The sequence below is a fragment of the Nocardiopsis mwathae genome, from assembly GCF_014201195.1.
In the GTDB taxonomy this organism is placed as follows: domain Bacteria; phylum Actinomycetota; class Actinomycetes; order Streptosporangiales; family Streptosporangiaceae; genus Nocardiopsis_C; species Nocardiopsis_C mwathae.
Genome location: NZ_JACHDS010000001.1, coordinates 3,066,010 through 3,090,583 on the forward strand (window position 1 = coordinate 3,066,010; position 24,574 = coordinate 3,090,583).

Annotated in this window: 23 protein-coding genes; 7 read left to right on the top strand and 16 right to left on the bottom strand. The window is 73.0% G+C overall.

What is annotated here, in order from left to right; translation table 11 throughout:
* Positions 1-164 precede the first annotated feature (164 nt).
* Together HNR23_RS13260 and npdG are read right to left on the bottom strand one after the other, a co-directional pair.
* Positions 165-950, bottom strand: a complete 786-nt coding sequence (locus HNR23_RS13260) for a helical backbone metal receptor (protein WP_394353772.1) — start codon at positions 948-950, stop codon at positions 165-167.
* Positions 947-1,633, bottom strand: coding sequence for an NADPH-dependent F420 reductase (gene npdG / locus HNR23_RS13265; protein WP_184075887.1), 687 nt, complete (start codon positions 1,631-1,633; stop codon positions 947-949). Before npdG ends, HNR23_RS13260 begins: the two co-directional genes overlap by 4 nt.
* Before the next feature lie 107 nt (positions 1,634-1,740).
* On the opposite strand from npdG, the gene HNR23_RS13270 reads away from it, so the two are divergent.
* Positions 1,741-2,493 carry an FCD domain-containing protein gene (locus HNR23_RS13270; RefSeq protein ID WP_184080270.1) on the top strand — a complete coding sequence of 251 codons (753 nt, stop codon included), beginning with the start codon at positions 1,741-1,743 and terminating at the stop codon, positions 2,491-2,493.
* 36 nt (positions 2,494-2,529) lie between these two features.
* Here HNR23_RS13270 and HNR23_RS13275 read toward each other — a convergent pair whose 3' ends face one another.
* From HNR23_RS13275 to map, 6 genes are all read right to left on the bottom strand, one after another.
* On the bottom strand, positions 2,530-2,889 hold the full coding sequence (locus HNR23_RS13275; RefSeq protein ID WP_184075888.1) for a hypothetical protein: 360 nt from the start codon (positions 2,887-2,889) through the stop codon (positions 2,530-2,532).
* Positions 2,890-3,097: 208 nt separating this feature from the next.
* Positions 3,098-4,027 carry a S66 peptidase family protein gene (locus HNR23_RS13280; RefSeq protein WP_184075889.1) on the bottom strand — a complete coding sequence of 310 codons (930 nt, stop codon included), beginning with the start codon at positions 4,025-4,027 and terminating at the stop codon, positions 3,098-3,100.
* A complete protein-coding gene (locus HNR23_RS13285) occupies positions 4,024-6,039 on the bottom strand; it encodes a prolyl oligopeptidase family serine peptidase (RefSeq protein ID WP_184075890.1) in 2,016 nt (671 codons plus the stop codon). Before HNR23_RS13285 ends, HNR23_RS13280 begins: the two co-directional genes overlap by 4 nt.
* An 18-nt stretch (positions 6,040-6,057) precedes the next feature.
* Positions 6,058-7,467: a M20/M25/M40 family metallo-hydrolase gene (locus HNR23_RS13290; protein ID WP_184075891.1), complete on the bottom strand. Its 1,410-nt coding sequence runs from the start codon at positions 7,465-7,467 to the stop codon at positions 6,058-6,060.
* 85 nt (positions 7,468-7,552) lie between these two features.
* A complete protein-coding gene (locus HNR23_RS13295) occupies positions 7,553-8,386 on the bottom strand; it encodes a M55 family metallopeptidase (RefSeq protein WP_184080272.1) in 834 nt (277 codons plus the stop codon).
* A gap of 97 nt (positions 8,387-8,483) precedes the next feature.
* On the bottom strand, positions 8,484-9,335 hold the full coding sequence (gene map, locus HNR23_RS13300; RefSeq protein WP_184075892.1) for a type I methionyl aminopeptidase: 852 nt from the start codon (positions 9,333-9,335) through the stop codon (positions 8,484-8,486).
* Positions 9,336-9,456: 121 nt separating this feature from the next.
* Here map and HNR23_RS13305 point away from each other — a divergent pair, with 121 nt between their 5' ends.
* Entirely contained in the window at positions 9,457-9,654 is a 198-nt protein-coding gene (locus tag HNR23_RS13305; RefSeq protein WP_184075893.1) for a hypothetical protein, read from the top strand.
* 30 nt (positions 9,655-9,684) lie between these two features.
* Here HNR23_RS13305 and HNR23_RS13310 read toward each other — a convergent pair whose 3' ends face one another.
* Together HNR23_RS13310 and eat are read right to left on the bottom strand one after the other, a co-directional pair.
* The gene (locus HNR23_RS13310) at positions 9,685-10,275 is read right to left on the bottom strand and encodes a hypothetical protein (RefSeq protein WP_184075894.1); all 591 of its coding nucleotides are present in this window, start codon (positions 10,273-10,275) and stop codon (positions 9,685-9,687) included.
* 88 nt (positions 10,276-10,363) lie between these two features.
* Entirely contained in the window at positions 10,364-11,833 is a 1,470-nt protein-coding gene (eat, locus tag HNR23_RS13315; protein WP_343070547.1) for an ethanolamine permease, read from the bottom strand.
* A gap of 304 nt (positions 11,834-12,137) precedes the next feature.
* Here eat and HNR23_RS13320 point away from each other — a divergent pair, with 304 nt between their 5' ends.
* The 4 genes from HNR23_RS13320 to HNR23_RS13335 all read left to right on the top strand — a co-directional run bounded on the left by HNR23_RS13320 (position 12,138) and on the right by HNR23_RS13335 (position 16,607).
* Positions 12,138-13,502, top strand: coding sequence for a type I glutamate--ammonia ligase (locus tag HNR23_RS13320; RefSeq protein ID WP_184075895.1), 1,365 nt, complete (start codon positions 12,138-12,140; stop codon positions 13,500-13,502).
* Positions 13,503-13,614: 112 nt separating this feature from the next.
* On the top strand, positions 13,615-14,988 hold the full coding sequence (locus tag HNR23_RS13325; protein ID WP_184075896.1) for an aldehyde dehydrogenase family protein: 1,374 nt from the start codon (positions 13,615-13,617) through the stop codon (positions 14,986-14,988).
* Positions 14,989-15,012: 24 nt separating this feature from the next.
* Positions 15,013-15,777 carry a 3-oxoacyl-ACP reductase gene (locus tag HNR23_RS13330; protein ID WP_184075897.1) on the top strand — a complete coding sequence of 255 codons (765 nt, stop codon included), beginning with the start codon at positions 15,013-15,015 and terminating at the stop codon, positions 15,775-15,777.
* Between the two features lie 122 nt (positions 15,778-15,899).
* Positions 15,900-16,607 carry a gamma-glutamyl-gamma-aminobutyrate hydrolase family protein gene (locus HNR23_RS13335; RefSeq protein ID WP_184075898.1) on the top strand — a complete coding sequence of 236 codons (708 nt, stop codon included), beginning with the start codon at positions 15,900-15,902 and terminating at the stop codon, positions 16,605-16,607.
* 35 nt (positions 16,608-16,642) lie between these two features.
* On the opposite strand, the gene HNR23_RS13340 is transcribed toward HNR23_RS13335, so the two are convergent.
* The 4 genes from HNR23_RS13340 to HNR23_RS13355 all read right to left on the bottom strand — a co-directional run bounded on the left by HNR23_RS13340 (position 16,643) and on the right by HNR23_RS13355 (position 21,151).
* Positions 16,643-17,926 carry a Gfo/Idh/MocA family oxidoreductase gene (locus tag HNR23_RS13340; RefSeq protein WP_184075899.1) on the bottom strand — a complete coding sequence of 428 codons (1,284 nt, stop codon included), beginning with the start codon at positions 17,924-17,926 and terminating at the stop codon, positions 16,643-16,645.
* Between the two features lie 68 nt (positions 17,927-17,994).
* Positions 17,995-18,912, bottom strand: coding sequence for a carbohydrate ABC transporter permease (locus HNR23_RS13345; RefSeq protein ID WP_184080276.1), 918 nt, complete (start codon positions 18,910-18,912; stop codon positions 17,995-17,997).
* Between the two features lie 5 nt (positions 18,913-18,917).
* A complete protein-coding gene (locus HNR23_RS13350) occupies positions 18,918-19,886 on the bottom strand; it encodes a carbohydrate ABC transporter permease (RefSeq protein WP_246421735.1) in 969 nt (322 codons plus the stop codon).
* On the bottom strand, positions 19,883-21,151 hold the full coding sequence (locus HNR23_RS13355) for an ABC transporter substrate-binding protein (RefSeq protein ID WP_184075900.1): 1,269 nt from the start codon (positions 21,149-21,151) through the stop codon (positions 19,883-19,885). The genes HNR23_RS13350 and HNR23_RS13355 overlap by 4 nt, the downstream gene beginning before the upstream one ends.
* 206 nt (positions 21,152-21,357) lie before the next feature.
* Here HNR23_RS13355 and HNR23_RS13360 point away from each other — a divergent pair, with 206 nt between their 5' ends.
* Positions 21,358-22,770 (top strand): ROK family transcriptional regulator, encoded by a 1,413-nt coding sequence (locus tag HNR23_RS13360; RefSeq protein WP_343070548.1) that lies wholly within the window; start codon positions 21,358-21,360, stop codon positions 22,768-22,770.
* Positions 22,771-22,865: 95 nt separating this feature from the next.
* On the opposite strand, the gene HNR23_RS26800 is transcribed toward HNR23_RS13360, so the two are convergent.
* Both HNR23_RS26800 and HNR23_RS26805 read right to left on the bottom strand, forming a co-directional pair.
* On the bottom strand, positions 22,866-24,041 hold the full coding sequence (locus HNR23_RS26800; RefSeq protein WP_184075901.1) for a metalloregulator ArsR/SmtB family transcription factor: 1,176 nt from the start codon (positions 24,039-24,041) through the stop codon (positions 22,866-22,868).
* Positions 24,042-24,086: 45 nt separating this feature from the next.
* On the bottom strand, positions 24,087-24,428 hold the full coding sequence (locus HNR23_RS26805) for a metalloregulator ArsR/SmtB family transcription factor (RefSeq protein ID WP_184075902.1): 342 nt from the start codon (positions 24,426-24,428) through the stop codon (positions 24,087-24,089).
* Between the last annotated feature and the right edge of the window lie 146 nt (positions 24,429-24,574).

Genomic DNA, 24,574 nt, shown 5'->3' on the forward strand with positions numbered 1-24,574 from the left:
GACGAGCTCCTCGTGGGCGTGGAGCAGGTCGATCGGGACGATGGCGGCGACAGGCTCGCTCGTCCGATCGCACGTGATGTAGGTGAGCTCGTCGTGGGCGGCTCCGAAGGGAAACGCGGCGGGCTCCGTGCTCATGCGAGCGACGCTAGCGGAGGAGCAGCTGCTCAGTCCGGACTTTCGGTCTTCGAGATCGCGTGGCCGATGACCTCGCGGGCTTCGGCGAGTGAGGGGCCGTACCAGGTCAGGTGGCGGCCGCTGACGAGGGCCGCGGGGAGGTCGGGGAAGGACTCGGGGCCGTCGGCGGGGCCGAACGGGTAGGGCTCGTCCGGGAGGACGACCAGGTCGGCGGCGATCGCGTTGAGCTCGTCGAGGGGGACCCTGGGGTAGCGCTCGGCGGCATCGGCGTAGGCGTTGGCGATGCCGATCCGGGCCAGCAGGTCCCCGGCGAAGGTGTCTGGACCGAGGACCATCCAGGGGCGGCGCCAGATCGGGACGATCGCCCGCCGCAGGGGCGCGGGCGGCGCGCCGAGGCGGTCGGACCAGGCGTCGCGGGCCTCGGTCAGCCAGGCCGGTCGGGCCTGGCCGCAGGCCGACAGCATCCGCTCCAGGCTCTCCAGGGCCTCCGGCAGGGTGCGGATGACCGTCACCCACACCGGGGTTCCGGCTGCGCGCAGCGCGTCCAGGTCGGCCGGGCGGTTCTCCTCGAAATTGGCCAGCACCAGGTCGGGGCGGAGTTCGACGACCCGGTCGACGTGGGGGTTCTTGGTCCCCCGCACGCGCACCACGTCCAGGTCGGCGGGGTGGGTGCACCAGTCGGTCGCGCCGACGAGGAGATCGGGGGCCGTGCGCGCGACCGCTTCGGTCAGCGACGGCACCAGCGACACGACGCGGCGCACCGGGGCGGGGACGGGGACCGCCGCCCCGGTGTCGTCGATCACGTGGGAGCTCACACGTCCGTGATGCGCAGGCCCGCGTGGGCCTTGTAGCGGCGGTTGACCGCGATCAGGTTGGCGGTGAACGCCTCGACCTGGTGGGCGTTGCGCAGGCGGCCACCGTAGATGCCGCGGACGCCCGGGATGCGGCTCGCCAGGGCGCGGACGATGTCGGTGGCCTCGCGGTCGTCGCCGAGCACCAGCACGTCGAGGTCGACCTTGTCGACCTCCGGGTCGAGCAGGGTGACGGCGGAGACGTGGTGGAACGCGCCGACGACGCGGCTGCGCGGGAGGACGGCCTCGGCCTGCTGGGCGGCGCTGCCCTCCTCGACGACCAGGGCGTAGGGGCCCTTCTTGTCGAAACCCAGCGGGTTGACGCAGTCGACGACGATCTTGTCGGCCAGCCGGTCGGCGAGGGCCTCCAGCAGCTCCTTGTGGCCGTCCCAGGGCACGGCGACGATGACGACGTCGCCCTGCTCCGCGGCCGTGGCGTTGTCCGCCCCGCGCACGCCGAGGCCGGCGCCCAGGCTCTCGGCCGCGGTCTGCGCCCGCTCCGCGCTGCGCGAGCCGATGACGACGTCGTGGCCGGCCAGCGCGAAGCGCCGGGCCAGGCCGCGCCCCTGGTCACCGGTGCCGCCCAGCACCGCGACCGACAGGCCGCCGACGTCCGGGAGGTCGTGTGGGTTCTTCTGTTCTGCCATGGGTCGATCATTCCACGCGCGCGGGCGGCGGGGACGGGCGGGGAGTGCCCAATAGAGTGGTGTCGTTCGCGGCATCGACGAGGGTGAGTACGGAGATCGAGGTGAGCGTGTCCGAGCCGGAGGCCGGGTCCGCCGGTGGGTTCGGGGAACCGGCGGCCGACGCCGTATTCCGGCCGGTGCGCTCCGGAAACGCGTTCGAGGAGACCGTGGAGCGCCTGCTGTCCGCGATCAAGCTGGGGGTCGTGGCGCAGGGCGAGCGGTTCCCGCCCGAGCGCGAGCTCGCGAGTCGGCTGGGCATCAGCCGGATCACGCTGCGCGAGGCCATCCGCGCGCTGCAGGAATCCGGGTACGCGGAGTCGAGGCGGGGCCGGTTCGGCGGCACGTTCGTCACCTACGTCCCGCCGCCGCCGAGCCGGGCCGAGGCGCAGCGGCTGCTCGCCCGGATGGACGGCTCCCTGGACGACCTGTTCGTGTTCCGCGAGGCGCTGGAGGTGGGCGCCGCGGTCCGGCTGGCCGCGGCCGGGCTCACCGCCGGCCAGGAGGAGCTGCTGCTGGCCCGCCTCGCCGCGGTGGACCGCGCCTCGACCGACGACTACCGCCGCTGCGACACGGTGTTCCACCTGACGCTGGCCGAGCTGACCGGGTCCCCGTCGCTGTCCTCGGCGCTGGCCGACACCCGGATGCGGATCAACGACCTGCTCAACGCCATGCCGATCCTGTCGAAGAACCTGGAGCACGCCAGCCGCCAGCACCGGGCCGTCGTCGAGGCGATCCGGCGCCGCGACCCCGACGGGGCGCGGCGTGCCGTCGTGGAGCACCTCGACGGCACGGCCGCGCTGCTGCGCGCCTTCCTGGGGTAGGCCGAGGCGAGTGGAGGTCGAGAAGGAGGGGCCGGTTCAGGCGAGGCCGAGGTCGCGCATCTCGCGCCGCTCCCGGGCCACCCGGGCCAGGGCCGAGACGGTGCGGCCGTCCGCGTGGCCGTCGGCGCGCAGCCCGGAGGCGCGCTGGAACGCGACCAGTGCCGGGCGCCGCTCGTCGGGGAGCGCGGCCGCGTCGAGGTACCCCGCTTCGATGAGCAGCGACCGCACCTCCTGCGGGTCGGCCTCGGGCAGCACCAGCTCTGCGGCGAACAGCGAGCCGATGACCCCGCGGGCGATGTGGAACAGGCGCCGTGCGCCGACGGGGCCGTCGTCCGACGTGCCCGGCACGTCGACGCACTGCCATGCACCGTTGCGGTGCGTAGAGATCGTCACCATGTCGACCACCTACTCCCCTTCACCTCGCTGTCCGGTCCTTCTCCCTTCCGAGTATGGGCAGCCGACCGTTAGCGCACATCATCCGCACGGTTAGAGTCCGGATAGGCCGAAAGTAGGTGGCCGTTCCCTCGCGTGAGGCGATCGGCCGTCCCGGACCCGGCCGATCGGCCGGGTCCGGGACGCCGCGGCGCCCCGGATCCCCTGCGGTTCAGGCGAGCGCGGGCTCGTCCAGGCGCAGCGTGCGGGCGTCGGCATCGAGGGTCGCGGTGACCCCCAGGGGAACGGTGAGCTGACCGGGCAGGTGACCGAACCCGAACCCGCCGACCACCGGGACCCCCAGCGGGGCGAGTCGGTCCAGCATCAGCGCGCGGATCTGCTCGGGCCCGGGGTCGCAGTCGGTCCAGGACCCGAGGACCACTCCGGCGACCCCGCGCAGCCAACCGGTGCGCAGCAGCTGCGTGAGCATCCGGTCGATCCGGGAGATGTCCTCCTGGACGTCCTCCAGCAGCAGGATGCCGCCCGCGGCCGACGACCGGCTGCGGGGCGTGCCCAGCCCGCCGCAGAGCAGGCTGAGGTTCCCGCCGATGAGGACGCCGTGCGCGGTGCCGCCCACCAGCGTTTCGGCCGCGGGTGGGGCCAGGGTGCGCCGCGTCTCCGGCTCGAACAGGGTCGCCCGCAGTTCGGACTGGGCCACCTCGTCGTCGACGAAGTACTGGGTCGCGATGACCGGCCCGTGCAGGGTGGCCACGCCCAGCTCCAGCGCGAACGCCTCGTGCAGGGCGGTGATGTCGCTGAACCCGACGAGGACCTTGGCGGGGCCGCGCCGCAGCGCGTCGAAGTCCAGCAGGTCCAGGATGCGGTGCGCGCCGTCGCCGCCGCGGGCGCACAGCACCGCGGCGGTGCCGGGGTCCGTCCAGGCCTCCTGCAGGTCGGCGGCGCGGTCGGCGTCGTCTCCGGCCAGGTAGGGCAGGGTGGGGTGGCGTTCGCGCACGTGCGCCCCGCAGACCACGTCCAGGCCCCACCCCCGCACCGTGTCCAGGGCGGCGTCGAGCCGGTCGGCGGTGACCGGGCCGCAGGGGGCGACGACCGACACCCGGTCGCCGGGCCGCAGCCGCGGCGGGCGGACGGCGGGGGTCATGGGCGCAGCTCCACCCGCGGCACGTCGGTCTCGAACCCGAAGACCTGGGCGTAGAGCGACAGCTCGGCCTCCAGCGCCGTGCGGATGGTGTCCTCCCGGCGGAACCCGTGCTGCTCTCCCTCGAATGTGAGGTAGGCGTGGGGGACTCCGCGGCCCCGGATGCGCGACAGGAAGCGCTCGCACTGCACCGGCGGGCAGATCTCGTCCTCCAGCCCCTGCAGCAGCACGAACGGCGCGGTGACGTCCTCCGCGTGGTCCACCGGCGAGTTGCGCTCGTAGACGTCTCGGGCCGACGGCCAGGGGCCGACGATGCTCTCCGGGTAGTGCGACTCGAAGTCGTGGGTCTCGCCGGTGCGCCATCCGGCCAGGTCGACGATGGGGAACTGGATCGCGGCGCAGCGGAACACGTCGCTGAAGGCGAGGGCGGCGGCGCTGGTGAACCCGCCCGCGCTGCCGCCGCGGATGGCGAGCCGCGCCGGGTCGGCCAGCCCTTCGGCGACCAGCCCCTGGGCGACGGACACGCTGTCCTCGACGTCGACGACGCCCCAGCCGCCGCGCAGCCGCTCCCGGTAGGCGCGGCCGAATCCGGTGGAGCCGCCGTAGTTGACCTCCACGACGCCGATGCCGCGGCTGGTGAAGTAGGCGACCTCCTGGTCGTAGATCATCGGCGTGCGGCTAGTGGGTCCGCCGTGCACCCACACGACGTAGGGTGCGCGCTCCCCCGCGGGGCCGGTGACCTCGGGGTGGTGGGGCGGGTAGAGGTTGGCGTGCACCTCGCGTCCGCCGACGCCGGTGAACACCCGCGCCTCGGGGCGGGGCAGGAACGCGGCGAAGGGCGCGCTCTCGGTTCCGCCCGCGCTGAGGGTGCGCCAGGAGCCGTCGGCGAGGTCGACCGCGACCGGCGCGACGGGTCGGTCGGGCGCGGCCGCGATGCCGACGACCGTGCCGCCGTCGGCGCCGGCCAGGGCCAGTTTCGGCGACCACTCGGTGTGCGGCGTGTCCACATCGGCGACCTCGCCGGTGTCGGGGCTCAGCAGCCCCAGGCGGGTGGCGGCGGTGCCGTGGACCGCGGCGAGGCGGCCGTCGGGCAGCGGGACCGCCCAGCACGCGCCGAGCTGCCAGAGCGGGCCGCCGAACTCCTCGCGGCGCACACCCACGAGGCTGTCCGGACCGGAGGCGACCGCGCCGTCGGCGTCCAGGGTGATCCGGTGCGGGTTCCACCAGCCGTCCGGGTCGGTGACGCAGTACAGGGTGGCGGCGTCGCCCCACTCGGCCTGGACGACGGACTGACCCGCGCCGCCGGCCACGGTGCGCGCCCCGGTGGCGCGGCCGTCTCTGAGATCGGCGACTCTGAGCTCGGTGGAGTCCCACGGCATGTCGGGGTGGTCCCAGCCGATCCAGGACAGGCGGCCACCGTCCGGGGAGAGGCGGGGGCAGGCCAGGAAGTGGTGGTCGGCGGCGACCACGCGGACGGCCGCCGGATCGGTGGCGGCCGACCCGTCGAGCGGGACCGACACGATCGCGCGCCGTACCGCCTCCGGCCCGTCCCCTTCCGTGTGCTCCTCGCGGATGCACAGGACGCCGGCGCCGTCGGGGCTCACGACCGGCTCGATGTAGCGCAGCGCGCCCGGCATCGCGGGGTCGGGGGTGAGCGGGTGGGGCGCGGCGCCGGCCGCCGGGTCGAACAGGTACAGCCGCTGGTCTCCGAACTCGCTGAACACCACGGCCGCGCCCGCCCTGCCCGGCAGCAGCGCATAGGAGCGGCCGCCGTACTCGTGCACGCGGCTGCGCGCGTTCCAGGGGGCGGGCAGGACCGTCTCGGTGCCGCCGGCCGGGTCGTCGAGCCGGGTCCGGCACAGCGCCACCCTGCCGGACTCGCTCGGCCGCGGCTCGGCCCACCAGACCTCCTCTCCGAGCGCCACCGGCCAGTTGGGGGCGCCCTCGTGCCGGGCGACGTCCGTGGCGGTGATCGGTGAGGGCCAGCAGCCGAAGGGGAGGGAACGCTTGGACACCGGTGCCTGCTTTCCTTGCTACTCGACGGTGGTGAGAAACCTGTCCATGACGCGGGCGCCGAACCGGAGCGCGTCCACGGGTACGCGTTCGTCCACTCCGTGGAAGAGCGCGCCGTAGTCGAGCTCCGGCGGGAGCCGCAGGGGGGTGAAGCCGTAGCCGGTGATACCGAGCACCGAGAACTGCTTGGCGTCGGTACCTCCCGACAGGCACACGGGCACCACGTGTGCGTCGGGGTCGTGGGCGAGCAGGGCGGTGCGCATCGCCGCGTACGTGGGCGACTCCACGGGTGAGACCAGCGGGACGGAGCGGTGGTGGTAGTCCCACTCCACCCGCGGGCCGGTGAGATCGTCGAGGGTGGCCCGGAAGTCCTCCTCGGCGCCGGGCAGGACGCGGCCGTCCACGCCCGCGGTCGCCGTCTCCGGAATGACGTTGACCTTGTACCCGGCCTGCAGCATGGTCGGGTTGGTGCTGTTGCGGACGGTGGCGCGCACCAGCTTGGCGGCCGGGCCGAACCGGTCCAGCAGGGCGTCGAGGTCGCGGTCGGCGTCGAAGTCGGCCGCGTCCAGGTCGACCTTGATGCCCAGGGCGGCGCCGATCTCGGTGATCGCGGCCCGTGTGACGGGGGTGAGCCGGACCGGCCACCGGTGCTCCTGGATGCGCGCGACGGCCGCGGCGAGCGCGCCGACCGCGTTGTCGTGGTTGACCTTGGCGCCGTGCCCGGCCGTGCCGCCGGCGGTCAGTGTCAGCCAGGCGCTGCCCCGCTCGCCGGCGCCGATCGGGTACAGCCGCGCCGGGCCGCCCCGTTCGGTGCGGGTGTGGAAGGTGTAGGCGCCGGACTCGCTGACGCCTTCGGTGCACCCCTCGAACAGCCCGGCGTGCTCGCGCGCCAGCCACTCGGCACCGTAGGCGCCGGTCCCCTCCTCGTCGGCGGTGAAGGCGAGCACGATGTCGCGGTGCGGCCGCCGCCCGGTGCGCGCCCAGGAACGCGCGAGCGCGACCATGGTGGCGTCGGCGTTCTTCATGTCGATGGCGCCGCGGCCCCACACCATGCCGTCGCGGACCTCGCCGGCGAACGGGTGCACCGTCCACTGGTCGGGGTCGGCCGGCACGACGTCGAGGTGGCCGTGTACGAGCAGCGCCGGGGCCAGCGGGTCGGCGCCGCCGACGCGGGCGACGACGTTGGCGCGTCCGGGGGCCGACTCAAGGATGAGCGGGTCGAGGCCGGCCTCGGCGAGCCGCTCGGCGACGTACTCGGCGGCGGGCCGCTCCCGGCAGGCGCCGTCGCCCCGGTTGGTGGTGTCGATGCGGATGAGGTCGGAGGTGAAGCGGACGACCTCGTCGTCCACGACCGCCCGGTCAGCGGCGGCATCCGCCGCCCCCTCCTCCGCGCCGTCCGCACCGCCGTCGCTGTCGTTCCCGCGCAGCATCGCGCCCCCCGTTCGTCGACCGGACCTCTTCGCCCCGGGCCCGTGCGGGCCCCGCCGGTCCCCCCGGACCGGCGCCGCACCCTCGTCACCCGTAGGGCGACTCCACCGCGTTGGAGATCAGGGTGCAGATCACTTTGAAGGCGCGGATCATCTCGTAGGCGTCCGGTGACGTGCAGCGGACCCGCCGCTCGGCGACCTGATCGACGCCGGGGACGGTGGCCGCGGCGCCGGCCAGGTGCGCGGCGTCGACCTCGACCTCCAGGGTGAGCGGTCCGTGGCGGACGGGATCGAGGCGCCCGGCGAGTGCGACGGCCTCTTCGGCCCCCGCGGCGATGTCGGCGGCGGTGCGGGCCGGCGGGCGGCAGACGGCCGCGTAGCGGGAGACGTAGTCCTTGACGGCGACCGTGCGGGCGCGCGGGGCGTAGGTCGCGGCGTCCGCGCAGGCCCGGTCGTCACCGGTGACCAGCACGACGGGGACGCCGTACTCGGCCACGACGTAGGAGTTCAAATACCCCTCGCTGGCGGGCTCGCCCTGGAGCCACACGCCGGTGATGGAGTTGGGCAGGTAGGTGTGGGCGAGGACGCCCTCCGCCCCGGCGCCGCAGTGGTAGCCGAGGAAGGCCACGCCGTCGATGTCGCCGCGCTGCACGCCCTCGACCATGGACAGGTCCTTGTGCCGCCCGGTGAGCATCACGGCCCGCTCGTCGATCCGCTCCAGCAGCAGGTTGCGCATGGTGGCGTGGGCCTCGTTCACCAGGACCCCGGTGGCCCCTCCGGCGAAGAATCCGGCGATGGCGGCATTGACGTCGGAGGTGAACATCGACCGGCAGCGCTGCCACTGCTCCGTCCCCGGGTCCACGTCCGCGGACCAGGTGACCCCGGTGGCGCCTTCCATATCGGCGGAGATGAGGATCCTCACGAGCACCGACCCTAACCCCCGGGGCGCCGCCGCCGCATCCGTTCACCCGCGATCGGGCGGAACGAAATCGAGACCGCCACCCGCAGCGACCGGACCGCTACGGAAGGGTGAGGATCTCGGCGCCGTCGTCGGTGATGACGAGGGTGTGCTCGAACTGGGCGGTGCGCCCGCGGTCGGCGGTGACCGCGGTCCAGCCGTCGTCCCACATGTCGTACTCGATCGCACCCAGGGTGATCATCGGCTCGATGGTGAACGTCATCCCGGGCTCCATGACAGTGGTCGCGCGCGGGTCGTCGTAGTGCGGGATCACCAGGCCGGAGTGGAACTCGGGGCCGACGCCGTGGCCGGTGAAGTCGCGCACCACGCCGTAGCCGAACCGCTTGGCGTAGGACTCGATGACCCGGCCGATGACGTTGATCCGGCGGCCCGGGCGGCAGGCCTTGATGGCCCGCATCAGGGCCTCACGCGTGCGCTCGACCAGCAGCCGCGACTCCTCGTCGACGTCCCCGGCGAGGAAGGTGACGTTGGTGTCGCCGTGCACGCCGCCGATGTAGGCGGTGATGTCGATGTTGACGATGTCGCCGTCGGAGATGACCGTGTCGTCGGGGATGCCGTGGCAGATGACCTCGTTGAGCGAGGAGCACAGCGACTTGGGGTAGCCCTTGTAGCCCAGCGTGCTGGGGTAGGCCCCGTGGTCGATGAGGAACTCGTGGCCGATGCGGTCGAGCTCGTCGGTGGTCACGCCGGGCCGGATGTGCTTGCCGACCTCCTGGACGGCCTGGGCCGCGATGCGCCCGGCGACCCGCATCGCCTCGATGGTCTCGGGCGTCTGGACGTCGCCCAGCACGCCCTCGATCGGGCGTTTCCTGCCCACGTACTCCGGCCGCACGATGTGTGAGGGGACCGAACGTGGCGGCGAGATGCGCCCGGGAACCAGCGGAGTCGTCATGACTGGAAAGTGTAGTTCCTACGCTCCACTTTCCGATCCGCGTCACACGCGCGGCGCTGGGGTAAGGATCCGGATGCGAGGACTGTGGAGTGGGAACGGATCATCCCCCAGGAGAGAGCACATGAGCGACCCGGACAACGTCAGCGGCGGGCTGCAGTGGTGGTACTGCCTCAAGCACAGCAAGCCCGAGAGGGGACCGGGGTGCCCGAACAAGTACCGCCTCGGCCCCTACCCCGACGAGGCCACCGCGACCAACGCGCTGCACATCGCCGCCGAGCGCAACGAGGCCTGGGACGAGCAGGACGAGCGCGACCGCTGACCCGCGGCCGCACCACCGCCCCGGCCGCGGTCAGTCGGGCACGCGCGGACCGCTGACGACGTCCAGGAAGCGGGAGAGGCGGTCGCGCAGGCCGCCCTTGCGGCGCCCGTCCTGGTGGCCGGCCGCACTGCTGACCAGGTGCTGCAGTCCTTCGAAGGTCAGGGGCGCGGTGTCGGGCGACAGCGTGATGGCGTCGTGCGCCAGCGAGGTGAGCTCGCGGTCCCCCTGGTCGAGGGCGAGCACCGTGGCGCCGGTGCGGCGCGCATCGTCGACCCGTTCCAGCAGCGGAACCGGCGCCTCCTCGCCCGGATTGACCACGAACAGGGTCTCCCCGCGCCGGACCTCGGCCAGCCGCTCCATACCGATGCCGAGGTGCGCGGGGGCTCCCGGCGGCGGCTGCCAGCGCACCAGGCTCGGGGAGAGCTGGGGCAGCCCGGCGTAGCGGCTCTCGTCGTCCAGGTGCGCGGCGAGGTGCCACGGCTCCTCCTCGGGCGTGCCCACGAGCAGCAGGCCGCCGGGGGTGCGGGTAGCGCGCAGCGCACGGGCGAAGTCCTCGGAGCGCTCGACCCACGGGGTCGACCCCAGAATCTCGCGCAGTACCTCTACGTGTTGTGCGTCCACCCGTCCATGGTGCCCGATACCGGAGCCGCGGCGCAGGTGTTCCCGGGTGATCCGCGGCGGCGCCGCGGTCCGGTGGTCGGGCCCATCCTCAGTTGAGCCGCGCCTCCTCGCGCTCCAGCAGCGCGAACTCCTCCTCCGGCGCGTCGGCCACCAGGCGGTGCCGCGAGTAGAACCAGAAGTAGGCCAGGAAGGCGAGCAGGATCGCGGCGGCGATCCCGGCGCCCACCATGTCCACGGCGAACGTGGCCGCCACCGCGCACAGCGCCAGGACCAGCGCGATGCCGGTGGTCAGCGTCCCGCCGGGGGTGCGGTACGGGCGCTCCAGGCCGGGCTCGCGGCGGCGCAGCACGATGTGCGCCACCATCATCAGGGCGTACGACACGGTCGCTCCGAAGACGGCGATGTTGATCAGCTGGTCGCCGTTGGCCACCGCGGCGGCCAGCACGAAGCCGATGGTGCCGGGGACGATCAGCGCCATGTAGGGCGTCTTGCGCCGGCCGGTGACCGAGAGCCAACGCGGCAGGTACCCGGCCCGGGACAGCGCGAACAGCTGCCGGGAGTAGGCGAAGATGATGGAGAAGAACGAGGCCACGAGTCCGGCCAGGCCGACGTAGTTGACGACGTCGGCGAGGAGGGTGTCGCCGCCGTAGGCCGCGCGCAGCGCCTCGGGCAGCGGGTTGTCGGAGTCGGCCAGGGTGGCGGCGCCGGCCCCGCCGGGGGCCAGGATGAGCATGGCGAACGCGGTCACCAGCAGCACGCCCATCGCGGCGATGATGCCGCGCGGCATGTCGCGCCTGGGGTCGCGGGCCTCCTCGGCGGCGAGCGGGACGCCCTCGATCGCCAGGAAGAACCAGATGCCGAAGACGAACGCGCCGAGCACACCCATGTAGCCGTGCGGCAGGAACGCGCTGGCCCCGGCGGCGTCGGTGGGGGCGATGTCGAAGAGGTTGGCCACCTCGAACTTGGGCACCATGCCGATGACGAACACCGCCAGCGCCGCCAGCGCGACGCCGGTGATCACGAACATCACCCGCAGCGCCTCGCCGACGCCCCACAGGTGGATGCCGACGAAGACGAGGTAGCAGACCAGGTAGACGGGCCAGGCGTTGGTGATGCCGAACAGGCCCAGCGCCTCGACGTAGCCGCCGATGAACACGGCGATGGCGGCCGGGGCGATGGCGTACTCGATGAGGATCGCGGTGCCGGTCGCGAAGCCGCCGAGCGGGCCCAGCGCGCGGCGGGCGAAGCCGTAGCCGGCCCCGGCGGTGGGCAGTGCGGAGGCGAGTTCGGCCAGGCCCAGCACCATGAATAGGTACATCGTGCCCATGAGCACGGTGGCGATGAGCAGGCCGCCCCAACCGCCCTCCGCGATGCCGAAGTTCCATCCGGCGAAGTCACCGGAGATCACGTAGGAGACGCCGAGCCCGGCGAGCAGCAGCCATCCCGCCGCGCCGCGCCTGAGCTGCCGCCGTCGCAGGTAGTCGTCGCCGACCCGGGCGTAGTCGGCGCCGTGGACATGGGTTGTGGGTCGCTCCCCTGGTCTGCGTTCGATTGCCACGGATGTTCCCCTCACTCGTGCGTGTGCAGTGCCGGGGACCGTCCCCCGCCCGCAACCTCCGGACCCGGCGGGGACGCAAAGGTATTAGGTCGGTCCTTTTGGTGTTAAGCGGTGACTATGAGCTGGACACATCAGCACTGTCAAGGGGGGCCGGCGGACTTTCGGCGCAGCGTGGAGGCGCGTCACGCACCGCGCATGACGTGCGCGTTTCACGCCGATGTCGGCCGGGCGCGCCCATTGACACGCCGCCGCGCGACTGCTTCCATTCGGGAAATGGTCTGTTGTTGAACCAAAGGAGCTCGACGTGCGAGCGAACGACGGCGGTCCCCCACTGACCCTCGACCGGCTGCGCGCCGAGATCGAGTCAGGCGCCATCGACACCGTCCTGGTGGCGTTCACCGACATGCAGGGGCGGCTCCAGGGAAAACGGCTCTCCGGCCGGTACTTCCTGCAGGAAGTCCTCGACCACGGAACCGAGGGGTGCAACTACCTGCTCGCCGTGGACGTGGAGATGAACACGGTCGACGGCTATGCCATGTCGTCGTGGGAGACCGGCTACGGCGACTTCGTCATGCGGCCCGACCCGGCCACGCTGCGCCGCACCCCCTGGCAGCAGGGGCAGGCCATGGTCAACGCCGACCTCACCTGGCACGACGGTTCCCCGGTGGCCGCCTCCCCACGCCAGATCCTCCGGCGGCAGACCGACCGGCTCGCCGCGCGCGGCTGGCGGGCCATGGTCGGCACCGAGCTGGAGTTCGTGGTCTACCGCGACTCCTACGAGGACGCCTGGAACCGCGGGTACCGCGACCTCACCCCGGCCAACCGGTACAACGTCGACTACTCGGTGCTGGGCGGCGCCCGCGTCGAGCCGCTGCTGCGCCGGATCCGCACCGAGATGGGCGGCGCCGGGATGTACGTGGAGTCGGCCAAGGGCGAGTGCAACCTCGGCCAGCACGAGATCGCGTTCCGCTTCGACGAGGCCGTCGCCACCTGTGACAACCACGCCGTCTACAAGAACGCGGCCAAGGAGATCGCCGCCCAGGAGGACATGGCCGTCACCTTCATGGCCAAGCCGGACGAACGCGAGGGCAACTCCTGCCACATCCACATCTCACTGCGCGGCGACGACGGCGGCCCCGTGCTCGCCGAGGGCCAAGGGCTGTCGAAGCCCGGCCGCCACTTCCTCGCCGGGCAGCTGGCCGCGCTGCGCGAGCTCACCCTGTTCCTCGCGCCCAACATCAACTCCTACAAGCGCTACGTGCCCGGCAGCTTCGCACCCACGGCCGTGGCCTGGGGCGTGGACAACCGCACCTGCGCGCTGCGGCTCGTCGGACACGGGCCGTCGCTGCGCGTGGAGAACCGGGTGCCCGGCGGCGACGTCAACCCCTACCTGGCGACGGCCGCGCTGATCGCCGCCGGGCTCGACGGCATCGACCGGGAGCTGGAACCCGGCGATCCGACCACCGGCAACGCCTACACCTCCGGCCTGCCCACCGTGCCCACCACCATGCGCGAGGCCCTGGAGCTGTGGGAGAAGAGCGAGCTGGCGCGCACCGCCTTCGGCGACGAGGTCGTGGCGCACTACGCCAACTACGCCCGGGTGGAGCTGGCCGCCTACGAGGCCGCGGTGACCGACTGGGAGCTCTACCGCGGCTTCGAACGCCTCTGACCCGACCATGACACCACCCTTTTCGTCGGCCTCGGGGGAACGGCCCGAATCGCGTCGGGAATCCGGGCCGTTCCCCCGAGGTCGACGAAAAGGGCCGAGGGGAAGCCACACGATGACCCGCGAAACGTCCTACACCGTGATCGACCCGGCCACCGAGGAGGCGATCACCACCGTCCCCCTGGCCTCCGAGGAGGAGACCGACGCCGCCGTGGCTCGCGCCCGCGCCGCCTTCCCGGCGTGGCGGGCCATGGCGCCCGGCGACCGGGCGCGGCTGCTGCGCGAGGTCGCCGCGGCGATCGACGCGCACGCCGAGGAGCTCGCCGCCCTGGAGGTGCGCAACGCCGGCCACCCCATCGGCCAGGCCCGCTGGGAGGCCGCCAACGCACGCGACGTCTTCTCCTACTTCGCCGCCGCGCCCGAGCGCAACACCGGGCGGCAGATCCCGGTGCCCGGCGGATGGAGCGTCACCTTCGCCGAACCGCTGGGGGTGGTCGGCGTGATCGTGCCGTGGAACTTCCCGATGCCGATCCTCGCCTGGGGCGCCGCCCCCGCCCTCGCGGCCGGCAACACCGTCATCGTCAAGCCGGCCGAGCTCACCCCGCTCACCGCGATCCGCATCGGCCGACTCGCCGCAGAGGCGGGCCTGCCCGAGGGCGTGCTTCAGGTGCTGCCCGGAGCCGGGCCGGTCGCCGGGGAGCGGCTGGTGCGCCACCCCGGCGTCGACAAGATCACGTTCACCGGGTCCACCGCCGTGGGCAAGCGCATCATGGCCGCCTGCGCCGACGACGTGAAGCGGGTGACCCTGGAGCTCGGCGGGAAGAGCGCCAACATCGTCTTCGCCGACGCCGACATCGAGAAGGCCGCGGCCGCCGCCCCCGGCGGGGTGTTCGACAACGCCGGACAGGACTGCTGCGCCCGCTCGCGGCTGCTGGTGCAGCGCGAGGTGTTCGACCGGTTCATGGAGCTGCTCGAACCCGCGGTCACCGGAATCGCGGTGGGCGACCCGCGCGATGCCGCCACCGAGATGGGGCCGCTCATCTCGGCGGCGCAGCGCGACCGGGTCGCCTCCTACGTCCCCCAGGACGCACCGGTGGCGTTCCGCGGCACGGCGCCGCAGGGGCCGGGCTTCTGGTTCCCGCCGACCGTGCTGCTGCCGCCGGGGCCCGACGACCGCGCGTTCACCGAGGAGATCTTCGGCCCGGTGGTCTGCGTGCTGCCGTTCGACGACGAGGCCGACGCCGTCCGGATCGCCAACACGACCGAGTTCGGGCTGGCCGGGTCCATCTGGACCCGCGACGTGGGCCGTGCGCTGCGCGTCTCACGGGCGGTCACGGCGGGCAACCTGTCGGTCAACTCGCACTCGGCCGTTCGCTACTGGACGCCGTTCGGCGGGTTCAAGCAGTCGGGGATCGGCCGCGAACTCGGCCCCGACGCGCTCGACGCCTTCACCGACACCAAGACCGTGTTCGTCTCCGACGACACCTGAACCGATCAGGGAGAGCAAGCGCACATGCAACGATTCGAGGGCCGTGTCGCCGTCATCACCGGCGCGGGCAGCGGGATCGGGAGGGCCACCGCGCTGCGGCTGGCCTCCGAGGGCGCGACCATCGTCGCCGTCGACCTCGACCGAGAGGCGGGAGACGCCGTCGCCGAGGAGACCGGCGGGTCGGCCATCGCCGCCGACGTCACCGACGAGGAGGCCGTCAAGGCCGCCTTCGCCGAGGTCAAGGACGTCTACGGGCGCGTGGACGTGGCGTTCAACAACGCCGGGATCTCCCCGCCCGACGACGACTCCATCCTGGACACCGGGATCGACGCCTGGCGCCGCGTGCAGGAGGTCAACCTGACCTCGGTCTACCTGTGCTGCAAGTACGCCCTGCCGCACATGCGCGAGCAGGGCCGGGGGGCGATCGTCAACACGGCCTCCTTCGTGGCCACCATGGGCGCGGCCACCTCGCAGATCTCCTACACCGCCAGCAAGGGCGGGGTGCTGGCGATGAGCCGGGAGCTGGGCGTGCAGTTCGCCCGCGAAGGGATCCGCGTCAACGCGCTGTCCCCCGGGCCGGTCAACACGCCGCTGCTCACGGAACTGTTCGCCAAGGACCCCGAGCGCGCCCAGCGGCGGCTGGTACACGTGCCCTTCGGCCGGTTCGCCGAACCGGAGGAGATCGCGGCCGCCGTGGCGTTCCTGGCCAGCGACGACGCCTCTTTCATCACCGCGTCGAACTTCCTGGTCGACGGCGGGATCTCCGGCGCCTACGTCACGCCGCTGTAACCGCGGAGGCGGCCGCCTTTCGGTTCCGCCGGCGGAACCGAAAGGCGGTCCACGACACTGGAAGGCGGGACCACCGTCGCACCGCGGGTCCCGCTCACGGGCGAGCAACGAGAGGACGTGCGATGAACCGGCCGATCATCGGCATATCCGCCTACGCCGAACAGGCGCGCTGGGGTGAGGCGTGGGACCTGCCGGCCACACTCCTCCCCCAGGCCTATGCCGACTCCGTGGCCGCCTCCGGCGCGGCCCCCGTCCTCCTGCCCTCGGTCGAGGGCACGGCCGACACCGTCGCCCGGCTGGACGGGCTGGTGCTGGCCGGGGGCGGTGACATCGACCCGGCCCGCTACGGCGCCGCGGCCGCCCCGCCGACGGCGGGGGTGCGCCCGGCCCGCGACAGCACCGAGTTCGCCCTGCTGGAGGCGGCGCTGGACCGGGGCATCCCGGTGCTCGGGATCTGCCGGGGCATGCAGGTGATGAACGTGGCCCGCGGCGGCACCCTGCACCAGCACCTGCCCGACCTGGTGCGCAGCGACGTGCACCGGCAGCGGCTCGCCGCCTTCGACCCGCACCCGGTCAAGGTCGCCCCGGACAGCCCCCTGGCCGATATCCTCGGCCGCACCGTGCTCGACGTTCCCTCCTACCACCACCAGGGCCTGGCCGTGCTGGGCCGCGGCGTCGCCCCGATGGCCTGGACGGACGACGGCACCGTCGAGGCCATCGCCTACACCGACCGTCCCGGGGTGCTCGGCGTCCAGTGGCACCCGGAGATGGACGACGACCCGAGCCTGTTCGACTGGCTGACCGAACGGGCCCGGGCGCCGCGGCGGTAGCGCCGGGGCGGGGGTAACGACCGCCGGGCGAAGCGCTACCGCACCCTGGGCGTGTCGGGCATGTCCGACGTCTCCAGTCGCACCACGCGGCCTTCGCGTCGCGCCTGTTCGGCGGCGAACACCATGAGGTGGGAGTGGAGCGCGTCCTGCCCGCTGGTGACCACCATGTCCGGGTCTCCGGCGGCCACCGCCCGGAAGAAGGAGGCCAGCAGGCCGGCGTCGCCGCCCCCGTGGCCGGTGTCGATCATCCCGGTGTCGGCGGCGGCCACGTCGATGACTTCGGTGGTGTCGGTCAGGAAGTCGTAGCGCGTGATGTGTTCGCCGTCGCAGGCCAGCTCACCGCGGGTGCCGTAGATCGCGGTGCGGCGCGGCCCCGCCCGGGTGAACGCGGTCATGGTGAACGCCGCCGTCACCCCTCCGGTGAACTCCAGCCCCACGACCTGGTGGTCGACGACGTCGTTGTCGCAGTGGTAGACACAGCGGCCGTAGGGGCCGTCGCGCAGGGCGGCCTCGATGGTCCGGGGTCCGGGGTCGGGGGTGAGCACGTCCAGCGGCCACCCGGTGCGGCCCCGGTCGAGGAAGCGCCGGTAGATGCGCAGGGCGGAGTAGGGGCAGTCGGGTTCGGCGGCGCAGTCGACGCACCGCTCGCCCGCACCCGGCGGCGCCTCCTCGGGACGGAAGTGCTTCAGCGAGCCGAACGAGGACACGGCGACGGCGTCGCGCCCGATGATGTGGCGCAGCCAGTCCAGGTCATGGCAGGACTTGGCGAGCAGCATCGGCGCGGTGTCGGCCTCGCGGCGCCAGTTGCCGCGCACGTAGGAGTGCGCCTGGTGCCAGAAGCCCACGGGTTCGACGTGGTCGACGCTGACGACCTCACCGATGCCGCCGGAGTCGATGATCTCCTTGAGCATCAGCGTGTAGCGGGCGTAGCGCAGCACGTGGCAGACCCCGAGCAGGACCCCGTTTCGGCGCGCCGCCGCGACGATGGCCTCGCAGTCCGCGCGGGTCTGCGCCAGCGGCTTCTCGACCAGCAGGTGGTAGCCGAGGCCGGCGAAGGCCTCGGAGGGGGCGCGGTGGTCGTCGTCGAGCGTGCACACCAGGGCCACGTCGGCCAGGCGCGGGCGCGCCGCGGCCGCGCGCCAGTCGTCGAACCGCGCCTCGGGCGGCACCCCGTGGGCGTCGGCGAGCGGCTCCCGGTACTCCGGGCGCGGTTCGGCGACCGCCACCACCCGCGCGGCGCCGGGGTTGTTCTCGATCCACCGCGCGTAGCCGCCGCCGCGCGATCCGGCGCCCACGATCATCACCCGTACCGGTGCCACCGGTGCCCCCTTGTCCGCTCTCGCCTGCCCTGGTCGCGCGGCCGCGCCGGGCGGCCCCGCCGATCCGCTCATCGGAACCCCCCGGCCGACAGTCCTCGGACGATCCGGCGCTGGAACAGCAGCACCAGGACGATGAGGGGGACCGTGACGACGACGCCGGCCGCCATCTGCGAACCGAACGGCTGCTGGAACTCGGTGTCGCCGGCGAACTTGGCCAGTGCGACGGTCACCGGGTTCGAGGCCAGGGTGATGGAGACGACGCTGGAGATCAAGTACTCGTTCCAGGCGGCGAAGAACACCAGCAGGGCGGTGGTGGCCACGCCCGGTGCGGCCAGTGGCAGGATCACCCGGGAGAAGGCGCCGACCGGGCCGCAGCCGTCGACCCGCGCGGCCTCCTCCAGCTCCCAGGGCATCTCGCGGAAGAACGTGGTCAGCACGAAGATCGCCAGCGGGAGCGCGAAGCTGATGTTGGGCACGACCATCGCCTGGTACTGGTCGATCCACCCCCAGTCACTGAACAGCTGGTAGAGCGGGGTGACGATGGCGACGCCGGGGAACATCGAGCTGGCCAGGACCAGGCCGAGCACCAGGTTGCGGCCGCGGAAGCGCAGCCGCGCCAGCGCGTAGCCGCAGGAGACCGCGATGACCATGGCCAGGCCGGTGGTGGCCACGGCGATGATGATGCTGTTGCGGACCGCGTAGCCGAAGTGGTTCTCACCGCCGAAGACGCCGCGGTAGTTGACGAGCGTGGGTGCGGCCGGCCACAGGCTGTTGTCGGTGATCTCCCCCGGGCCTTTGAGGCTGGAGACGAACATCCAGTAGAAGGGCGCCAGGCAGTAGAGGACGAGCAGCAGGATTCCGCCCGCGATCACCCACGACTCCCAGGTCATGGGCGCGCGGCGGCGCCGGGCGGTGGCCGTTCCGCCCCGCCGCCGTGCCGGGGCGGGGGCGCCCGCGGCCGCGGTGCTCCCCGTCGCGTTCCCCATCGGGTTCACCGCCGCGCTCCCCCCTCGCCGCCGAAGCCGGCGAACACGTTCGCGCCGATCGTCCTGATCAGCAGGAAGGCGCACAGGAAGACGAACAGGAAGGTGATCGTCGACAGCGCGCCGCCGTAGCCCTGCCGGAGCTCGCTCGTGGCCGCCTGGACGACCAGCATGGACAGGGTGTCGGTGTTGTTGGCCCCGCCGGTGAGGATCTGCGGGAGGTCGTACATGCGCAGCGCGTCCAGCGTGCGGAAGAGCACCGCGACCACCAGCGCCGGCTTGACCAGGGGCAGGGTGATGGAGGTGAACCGCTTCCAGGCGGAGGCGCCGTCGATGGCCGCGGCCTCGTAGAGGTGCGGCGGTATGGTCTGCAGCCCGGCGAGGATGAGCAGCGCGACGAAGGGGGACGTCTTCCAGACCTCGGCGAAGATGATCGACCACTTGGCCGGCCACTCGCTGCCGCCCCAGACGATGTCGGTGCCCAGCAGCGCGTTGACGACGCCGTCGGGCTGCAGCATCCACCCCCACATGACGGCGCTCACCGCCGTGGGCAGCGCCCAGGGCAGCAGCACGGCGACGCGCACGATGCCCCGGCCGCGGAAGGCGCGGTGCATCACCAGGGCCATGGCGAGGCCGAGCAGGGTCTCGATGGTGACGGTGACGACGGTGAACAGGACGGTGTTGGCGAAGGCGTTCCAGAACTCGACGCGCTCGAAGCCCCAGAGCGCCTCGGCGTAGTTGGCGAAGCCGACGAAGTCGGGGTCGCCCCGGATGGGGTCGTCGAACACCGACCGGACGACGGCGCGGGTGACCGGGTAGGCCACGATGAGGCCGAGGGCGACGAGGGTCGGCAGGAGCAGCCAGAACGCCAGTCGGCGCTCGACGGCGCGTTCTCCCCGGCCGGGGCCGGTCCGGCCGCGGGTGCCCGAGGCGGTGCGCGGCCGTGCCCGCAGGGCGTCGGGGGGCGGGACGGTCATGTGTCCCTCACCGCCCACTCCAGCTCCTCCTGGAGGTCGGCCACCGCCTCGTCGACGGTCTTCTCACCGGACAGGGCGGCGTGGACGTGCTTCTGCACGGCGTTGGTGACGTCGTTGTAGCGCGGCGACACCGGGCGCGGCTGGACGGCGTCCAGGGCACGGCGCTGCGGGACGAGGTGCGGGGCGGCCGCCATCAGCTCCTCGTCCTCGTAGTTGGCCTGCCAGGAGGTGGGCGTGTTGGTCTCGGCCATCCACCGGCGCTGGACCGCTTCGCTCTGCACGAACTCGATGAAGCGCAGAGCCTCGGCCTTGTTGCCGCTGTAGGCGGACAGGGCGAGGTTGTTTCCGCCGAGCGTGCCGGTGCCGGGTCCCTCGTGGCCGGGAAGCGGGACCGCGTCGAACCGGCCCTGCACCCGCGACTCGGGGCCGGGCTCCTCCATGGCGGGCCAGGCGAACGCCCAGTTGCGCATGAACAGCAGGTCGCCGCGTTGGAAGGCGAGGCGGGCCTCGTCCTCCATGTAGGTGAGCGCCGCCCTGGGGATGTAGCCCTGCTCGAAGCCGTCGACCAGGAAGCCCAGCCCCGCCCGCGCCTCCGGTGAGTCGACGGCGACCCCGCCGTCCTCGTCGATGATGCGCCCGCCGGCCGAGGCGATGGCCTCGGTCGCGTTCACGGTCAGGCCCTCGTAGCGGGCGAACTGCCCGGCGTAGCAGTCCATGCCGTGCTCTTCGGCGAGGGGGCAGGCGGCGATGAGTTCGGCCCAGGTGGTGGGCGGGTCGTCGATGAGGTCGCTGCGGTAGTAGAGCATGCCGGTTCCGGTGGCGAAGGGGGCGGCGTACAGCTCGCCCCCGTAGGTTCCGGTGGCCGCGGCGGCGGGGAGGATGCCGGGGCCGGCGAAGCGCTCCCTGTCGAGTGGTTCGAGCCAGCCGCGGGCGGCGAACTCGGCGGTCCACACGGCGTCGGTGTAGAGCACGTCGTAGCGGCCGGTGCGGGCCTGGAGGTCCTGGACCAGGGCGTTGCGCTGGGCGTCGGCCGCGGCGGCGAGGTAGACGACGCGAACGCGCGCGTCGGGGTTCGCCTCGTTGAAGTGCCCGATGATCGCGCCCATGTCGCCGCCGGATGCGCGGGTCACGGCGAAGGTGACGACCGCGTCCGCGTCCTCACCGGGCAGGCTGCCGGCGCAGCCGCTCGTGGCGAACACGGCGCCCGCGACGACCAGGGCGAGTCGTCGGGCCCACGGTCCGGGCCCGGGTCCGGAAGTAGCCATCCGGCCTCCTGTGGCGGGAGCGTGTTTCATAACACGCTTTACAAATCGAACAGGATGGCGTGAGGTGATGTCAACACTCGGTTGCGGGACACTGCCCGGACCCCCGTGGACCTCCCCCTGCGCCTCGACGGGACATCACCGTGCGGTCACTCCGTATCCACCGGGCGGTACTCGCGCGATCATGGGAGGTGACGGGGTCGGCTCCGGTGAGCGGGGACGTCGACGCGGCCGACCGCCACGACACGGACGACGAAGGGCACGGGGTGCGCGGAGACGGAGAGTCCACCATGGTCAGACCGGCCGCAGGCTCGATGGCGGCGGTGCGGCGGATCAACACGTCGCTGGTGCTCGACGCGGTGCGCGCGGCGGGTCGGCCGATGCGTGTCTCCTCCCTGATGGAGAGCACCGGGCTGTCACGGCCGACGGTGGAGGCGCTCACCGAGGCGCTGACCGCGCAGGGCTGGCTGGTGGAGAGCGAGGGCGCGCCGCAGCCGGGCCGCCGCTCCCCTGGGCGGCCGGCTCGGACGTACGAGTTCAACGCGCGGGCGGGGTGGGTGCTGGGAATCGACGTGGGTGCCCACAAGGTGTCGGCCTGCCGGGCCGACCTGCGCGGAACTCCGCGGGCGTGGGCGCGCGTCCCGGTCACCCCGATGACACCCGCCGATGACCGACTCGACGCGGCGCGCGCGGCCGTCTCCGAGGTCATGGCGGACGCCGCGGCCACCGTTCCCGGCGGCGCCACCGGAGCCGGCGCAAGCGGCGGCCCCGCGGGCAGCGGAACGGGCGACCACCGCATCAGCGGCTCCAGCGCGCCGTCACCGCGTATCCTGGCCGCGTCGCTGGCGACACCGGGCGTCGTCGCGCCGCCGCCCCAGCGCGTGGTCCTGGCCCCGGCACTGCCCGGCTGGGACGAGGTGGACTTCGACCGCTGGGCGCACGGCGTCCTGCCGTGCCCGCTGCACGTCGACAACGACGCCAATCTCGCCGTCATCGCCGAGCGGGCGGCCGGCGTGGCGCGCGACCACGAGGACGTCGTCTTCCTGCTCCTCGGCGAACGGCTCGGCGCCGGGATCGTCACGGGTGGTCGGCTGCTGCGCGGACACAACGGCGCCGCCGGCGAGATCGGCTACGCCCCGTTCCCCGGGGCGCCCGCCGTGCCCCCGTCCGGGTTCGGCCCACTGGAGTCCCAGGTCAACGCCGACGCCATCGTCGAGATGGTGACCGAGGAATTCGCCCGGCCGGGAGCGGCGATCGACTCGCCGCTCCACCGCCGCTTCTCCGCGGCCTCCGCCGGCGAACACGTCCCGGCGATCGCCGCTAGCGCCAAGGAGGGCGATCCCGTCGCGCTGCGCGTCCTCTACCGGCTGTGCCAGCGCCTCGCCGAGGGCATCGCGCCCATGCTCCTGGTGCTCAACCCCGAACTGGTCGTCCTCGGCGGCGGCATCTCCGGTGTCGGCGACGCCCTGCGCGCCCCCTTGCGATCGGCTCTCGGCCGCCGCCTCCTCTTCCCCCCGGACCTGGAGCTGTCCGCCCTCGGCGACCGCGCCGTCGTCCTCGGCGCCGTCCACGACGCCCTCACCCGCTTCGAAGAGAGCACCCTGTCGGTCATCAGCGCGTGAGCGCGGACGCCCCGGGGAGCCCCGGGGGTGCCTCCCCCGCGATGATCATGGGTTCGCATCTCATTGCGCCCGGTTCGCCCGATTTTTTCCCAGGGTCATCGAGGAAAGCCTTTCCCCGATCCAGGCGGCCCTCCCCTCCTCCTCGTCGCTGCCTCCCGGTCCGGATCCGGGGGTCGGCTCAGGAGGCCGGGGAGCAGCTCGGTGCGGATGCGGGTGTCGATGTCGTCGCGTATGCCCCGTACCACCGCAGCGCCCTGGCCGGCCGGATCGGGGGTCGGCCAGTCGAGGTAGCGCGTGCCCGGGTAGACGGGGCAGGCGTCGCCGCAGCCCATCGTGACGACGGTGTCGGCGCTGTGCACGATCTCGTCGGTCAGCGGCTTGGGAAACTCGGTGCGCAGGTCGATGCCGACCTCCGACATGATCGCCTCGACCATGGGGTCGATGCCCGCGGCCGGGGCGGACCCGGCCGAGCGGATCTGGACCCGGTCTCCGGCCAGGTGGCGCAGCAGGGCCGCGGCCATCTGGGAGCGCCCGGCGTTGTGCACGCAGACGAAGAGCACCTCGGGTAGGGAGCGGGCGACGATGCCGTCGCGGCGGGCGACCGCGGTGAGCCGTTCGGCCGCGAAGCGTTCGGTGAGGGTGGGGAGGTGGGGCGTGACCGTGGCGCTACGCGCGAGCAGCTCATAGGACTCGCGCAGGTAGCGCTGGACCGTCTCCGGGCTGAACATGCCGCTGAAGCGGATGGTCAACCGTTCCTGGACGCGGTCGAGGAGGTCCTCGGGGTCCAGCAGACCGGGCAGGGGGCGGTCGGCGGTCGTGCGCCGCGGCTCGGCGGGCCGTTCCGGCTGCTCCGCGACGCCGAGTTCGTCGAGGACCCTGCGGAGCCCACCGTGGCCACCGTCCCCGGGCTCGGCCGCCTGGCCATCGGGGCGCGCGAAGCCGTCCAGGATGGTGTGCAGCCGCCGTGCGGTGGGGCCGGCGCGGTAGATGATCTGGGTGCCGCAGCGCTCCCCCGTCACCAGCCCGGCTTCGCCGAGCACCTTGAGGTGGTGGCTGACGGTCGGCTTGGTCAGGTCGAACGCCGCGGCGAGGGCCCCGGCGCACATGCCCTCGCCCCCCGCGGCCACCACGATGCTCAGCAGCCGCAGCCGCACCGGCTCGCCCAGGTCCTTCAGCTGGCGGGCGAGCCGCCGCGCCGTCGCGGCGGGGAGCCGCGCTGCCGCTGCGGCTGCTGACGGGGATGGGGACGGGGTTCGCGGAGCGTCGTTCATGTGCTCACGGTCCGTTCGACGGGTCCACGGCAGGCCGGATCGGGCTCAGCCCACCAGATCGCGGACGATGTCGGCGCGTTCGGGGCGGATCGAGTACCACGATCGCGGCCCGCGCTTGGCGCAGCCGAGGAATCCGGCGTCGCTGAGTGTCTTGAGGTGGTGGCTGATCGTCGGCTGGGCGGTCTGCAGCGCCTCCGCCAAGTCCTGTACACAGGCCGTGCCGTCGGGCGCGTTCAGCAGGGTCGCGAGGAGGCGCAGGCGGGTGGGGTCGGCCACCGCCTTGATCCGCGCGGCGATCCGCTCGGCGGCTTCCGGTCCGAACGCCGCCTCGATGCTCGGTGGCGGTGTCGGGCGCGCGGTCGGCGCGGCTGTACCGCCTGTGGTCACAGAACTCACCTGAGTCACACGTGCAGTTTAAGCGCCCTGATCGCTCCTGTATTGCGATGGGATGACACCGGATGCCCGGCTCGCCCGAACGCATTCTGAAACCGCACCGTGGCAGGGAGTGCGGAACACGGTCGGATCCGCGATGT

Excerpts from the sequence above, each read along its gene's own strand:
- HNR23_RS13305 (WP_184075893.1), top strand. The coding sequence starts at position 9,457 with ATGAGCGACCCGGACAACGTCAGCGGCGGGCTGCAGTGGTGGTACTGC.
- HNR23_RS26800 (WP_184075901.1), bottom strand. The coding sequence starts at position 24,041 with ATGAACGACGCTCCGCGAACCCCGTCCCCATCCCCGTCAGCAGCCGCA.
- npdG (WP_184075887.1), bottom strand. The coding sequence starts at position 1,633 with ATGGCAGAACAGAAGAACCCACACGACCTCCCGGACGTCGGCGGCCTG.
- HNR23_RS13355 (WP_184075900.1), bottom strand. The coding sequence starts at position 21,151 with ATGGCTACTTCCGGACCCGGGCCCGGACCGTGGGCCCGACGACTCGCC.
- HNR23_RS13335 (WP_184075898.1), top strand. The coding sequence starts at position 15,900 with ATGAACCGGCCGATCATCGGCATATCCGCCTACGCCGAACAGGCGCGC.
- HNR23_RS13350 (WP_246421735.1), bottom strand. The coding sequence starts at position 19,886 with ATGACCGTCCCGCCCCCCGACGCCCTGCGGGCACGGCCGCGCACCGCC.
- HNR23_RS13290 (WP_184075891.1), bottom strand. The coding sequence starts at position 7,467 with ATGCTGCGCGGGAACGACAGCGACGGCGGTGCGGACGGCGCGGAGGAG.
- HNR23_RS13330 (WP_184075897.1), top strand. The coding sequence starts at position 15,013 with ATGCAACGATTCGAGGGCCGTGTCGCCGTCATCACCGGCGCGGGCAGC.
- HNR23_RS13280 (WP_184075889.1), bottom strand. The coding sequence starts at position 4,027 with ATGACCCCCGCCGTCCGCCCGCCGCGGCTGCGGCCCGGCGACCGGGTG.
- HNR23_RS13325 (WP_184075896.1), top strand. The coding sequence starts at position 13,615 with ATGACCCGCGAAACGTCCTACACCGTGATCGACCCGGCCACCGAGGAG.
- HNR23_RS13275 (WP_184075888.1), bottom strand. The coding sequence starts at position 2,889 with ATGGTGACGATCTCTACGCACCGCAACGGTGCATGGCAGTGCGTCGAC.
- HNR23_RS13345 (WP_184080276.1), bottom strand. The coding sequence starts at position 18,912 with ATGGGGAACGCGACGGGGAGCACCGCGGCCGCGGGCGCCCCCGCCCCG.
- map (WP_184075892.1), bottom strand. The coding sequence starts at position 9,335 with ATGACGACTCCGCTGGTTCCCGGGCGCATCTCGCCGCCACGTTCGGTC.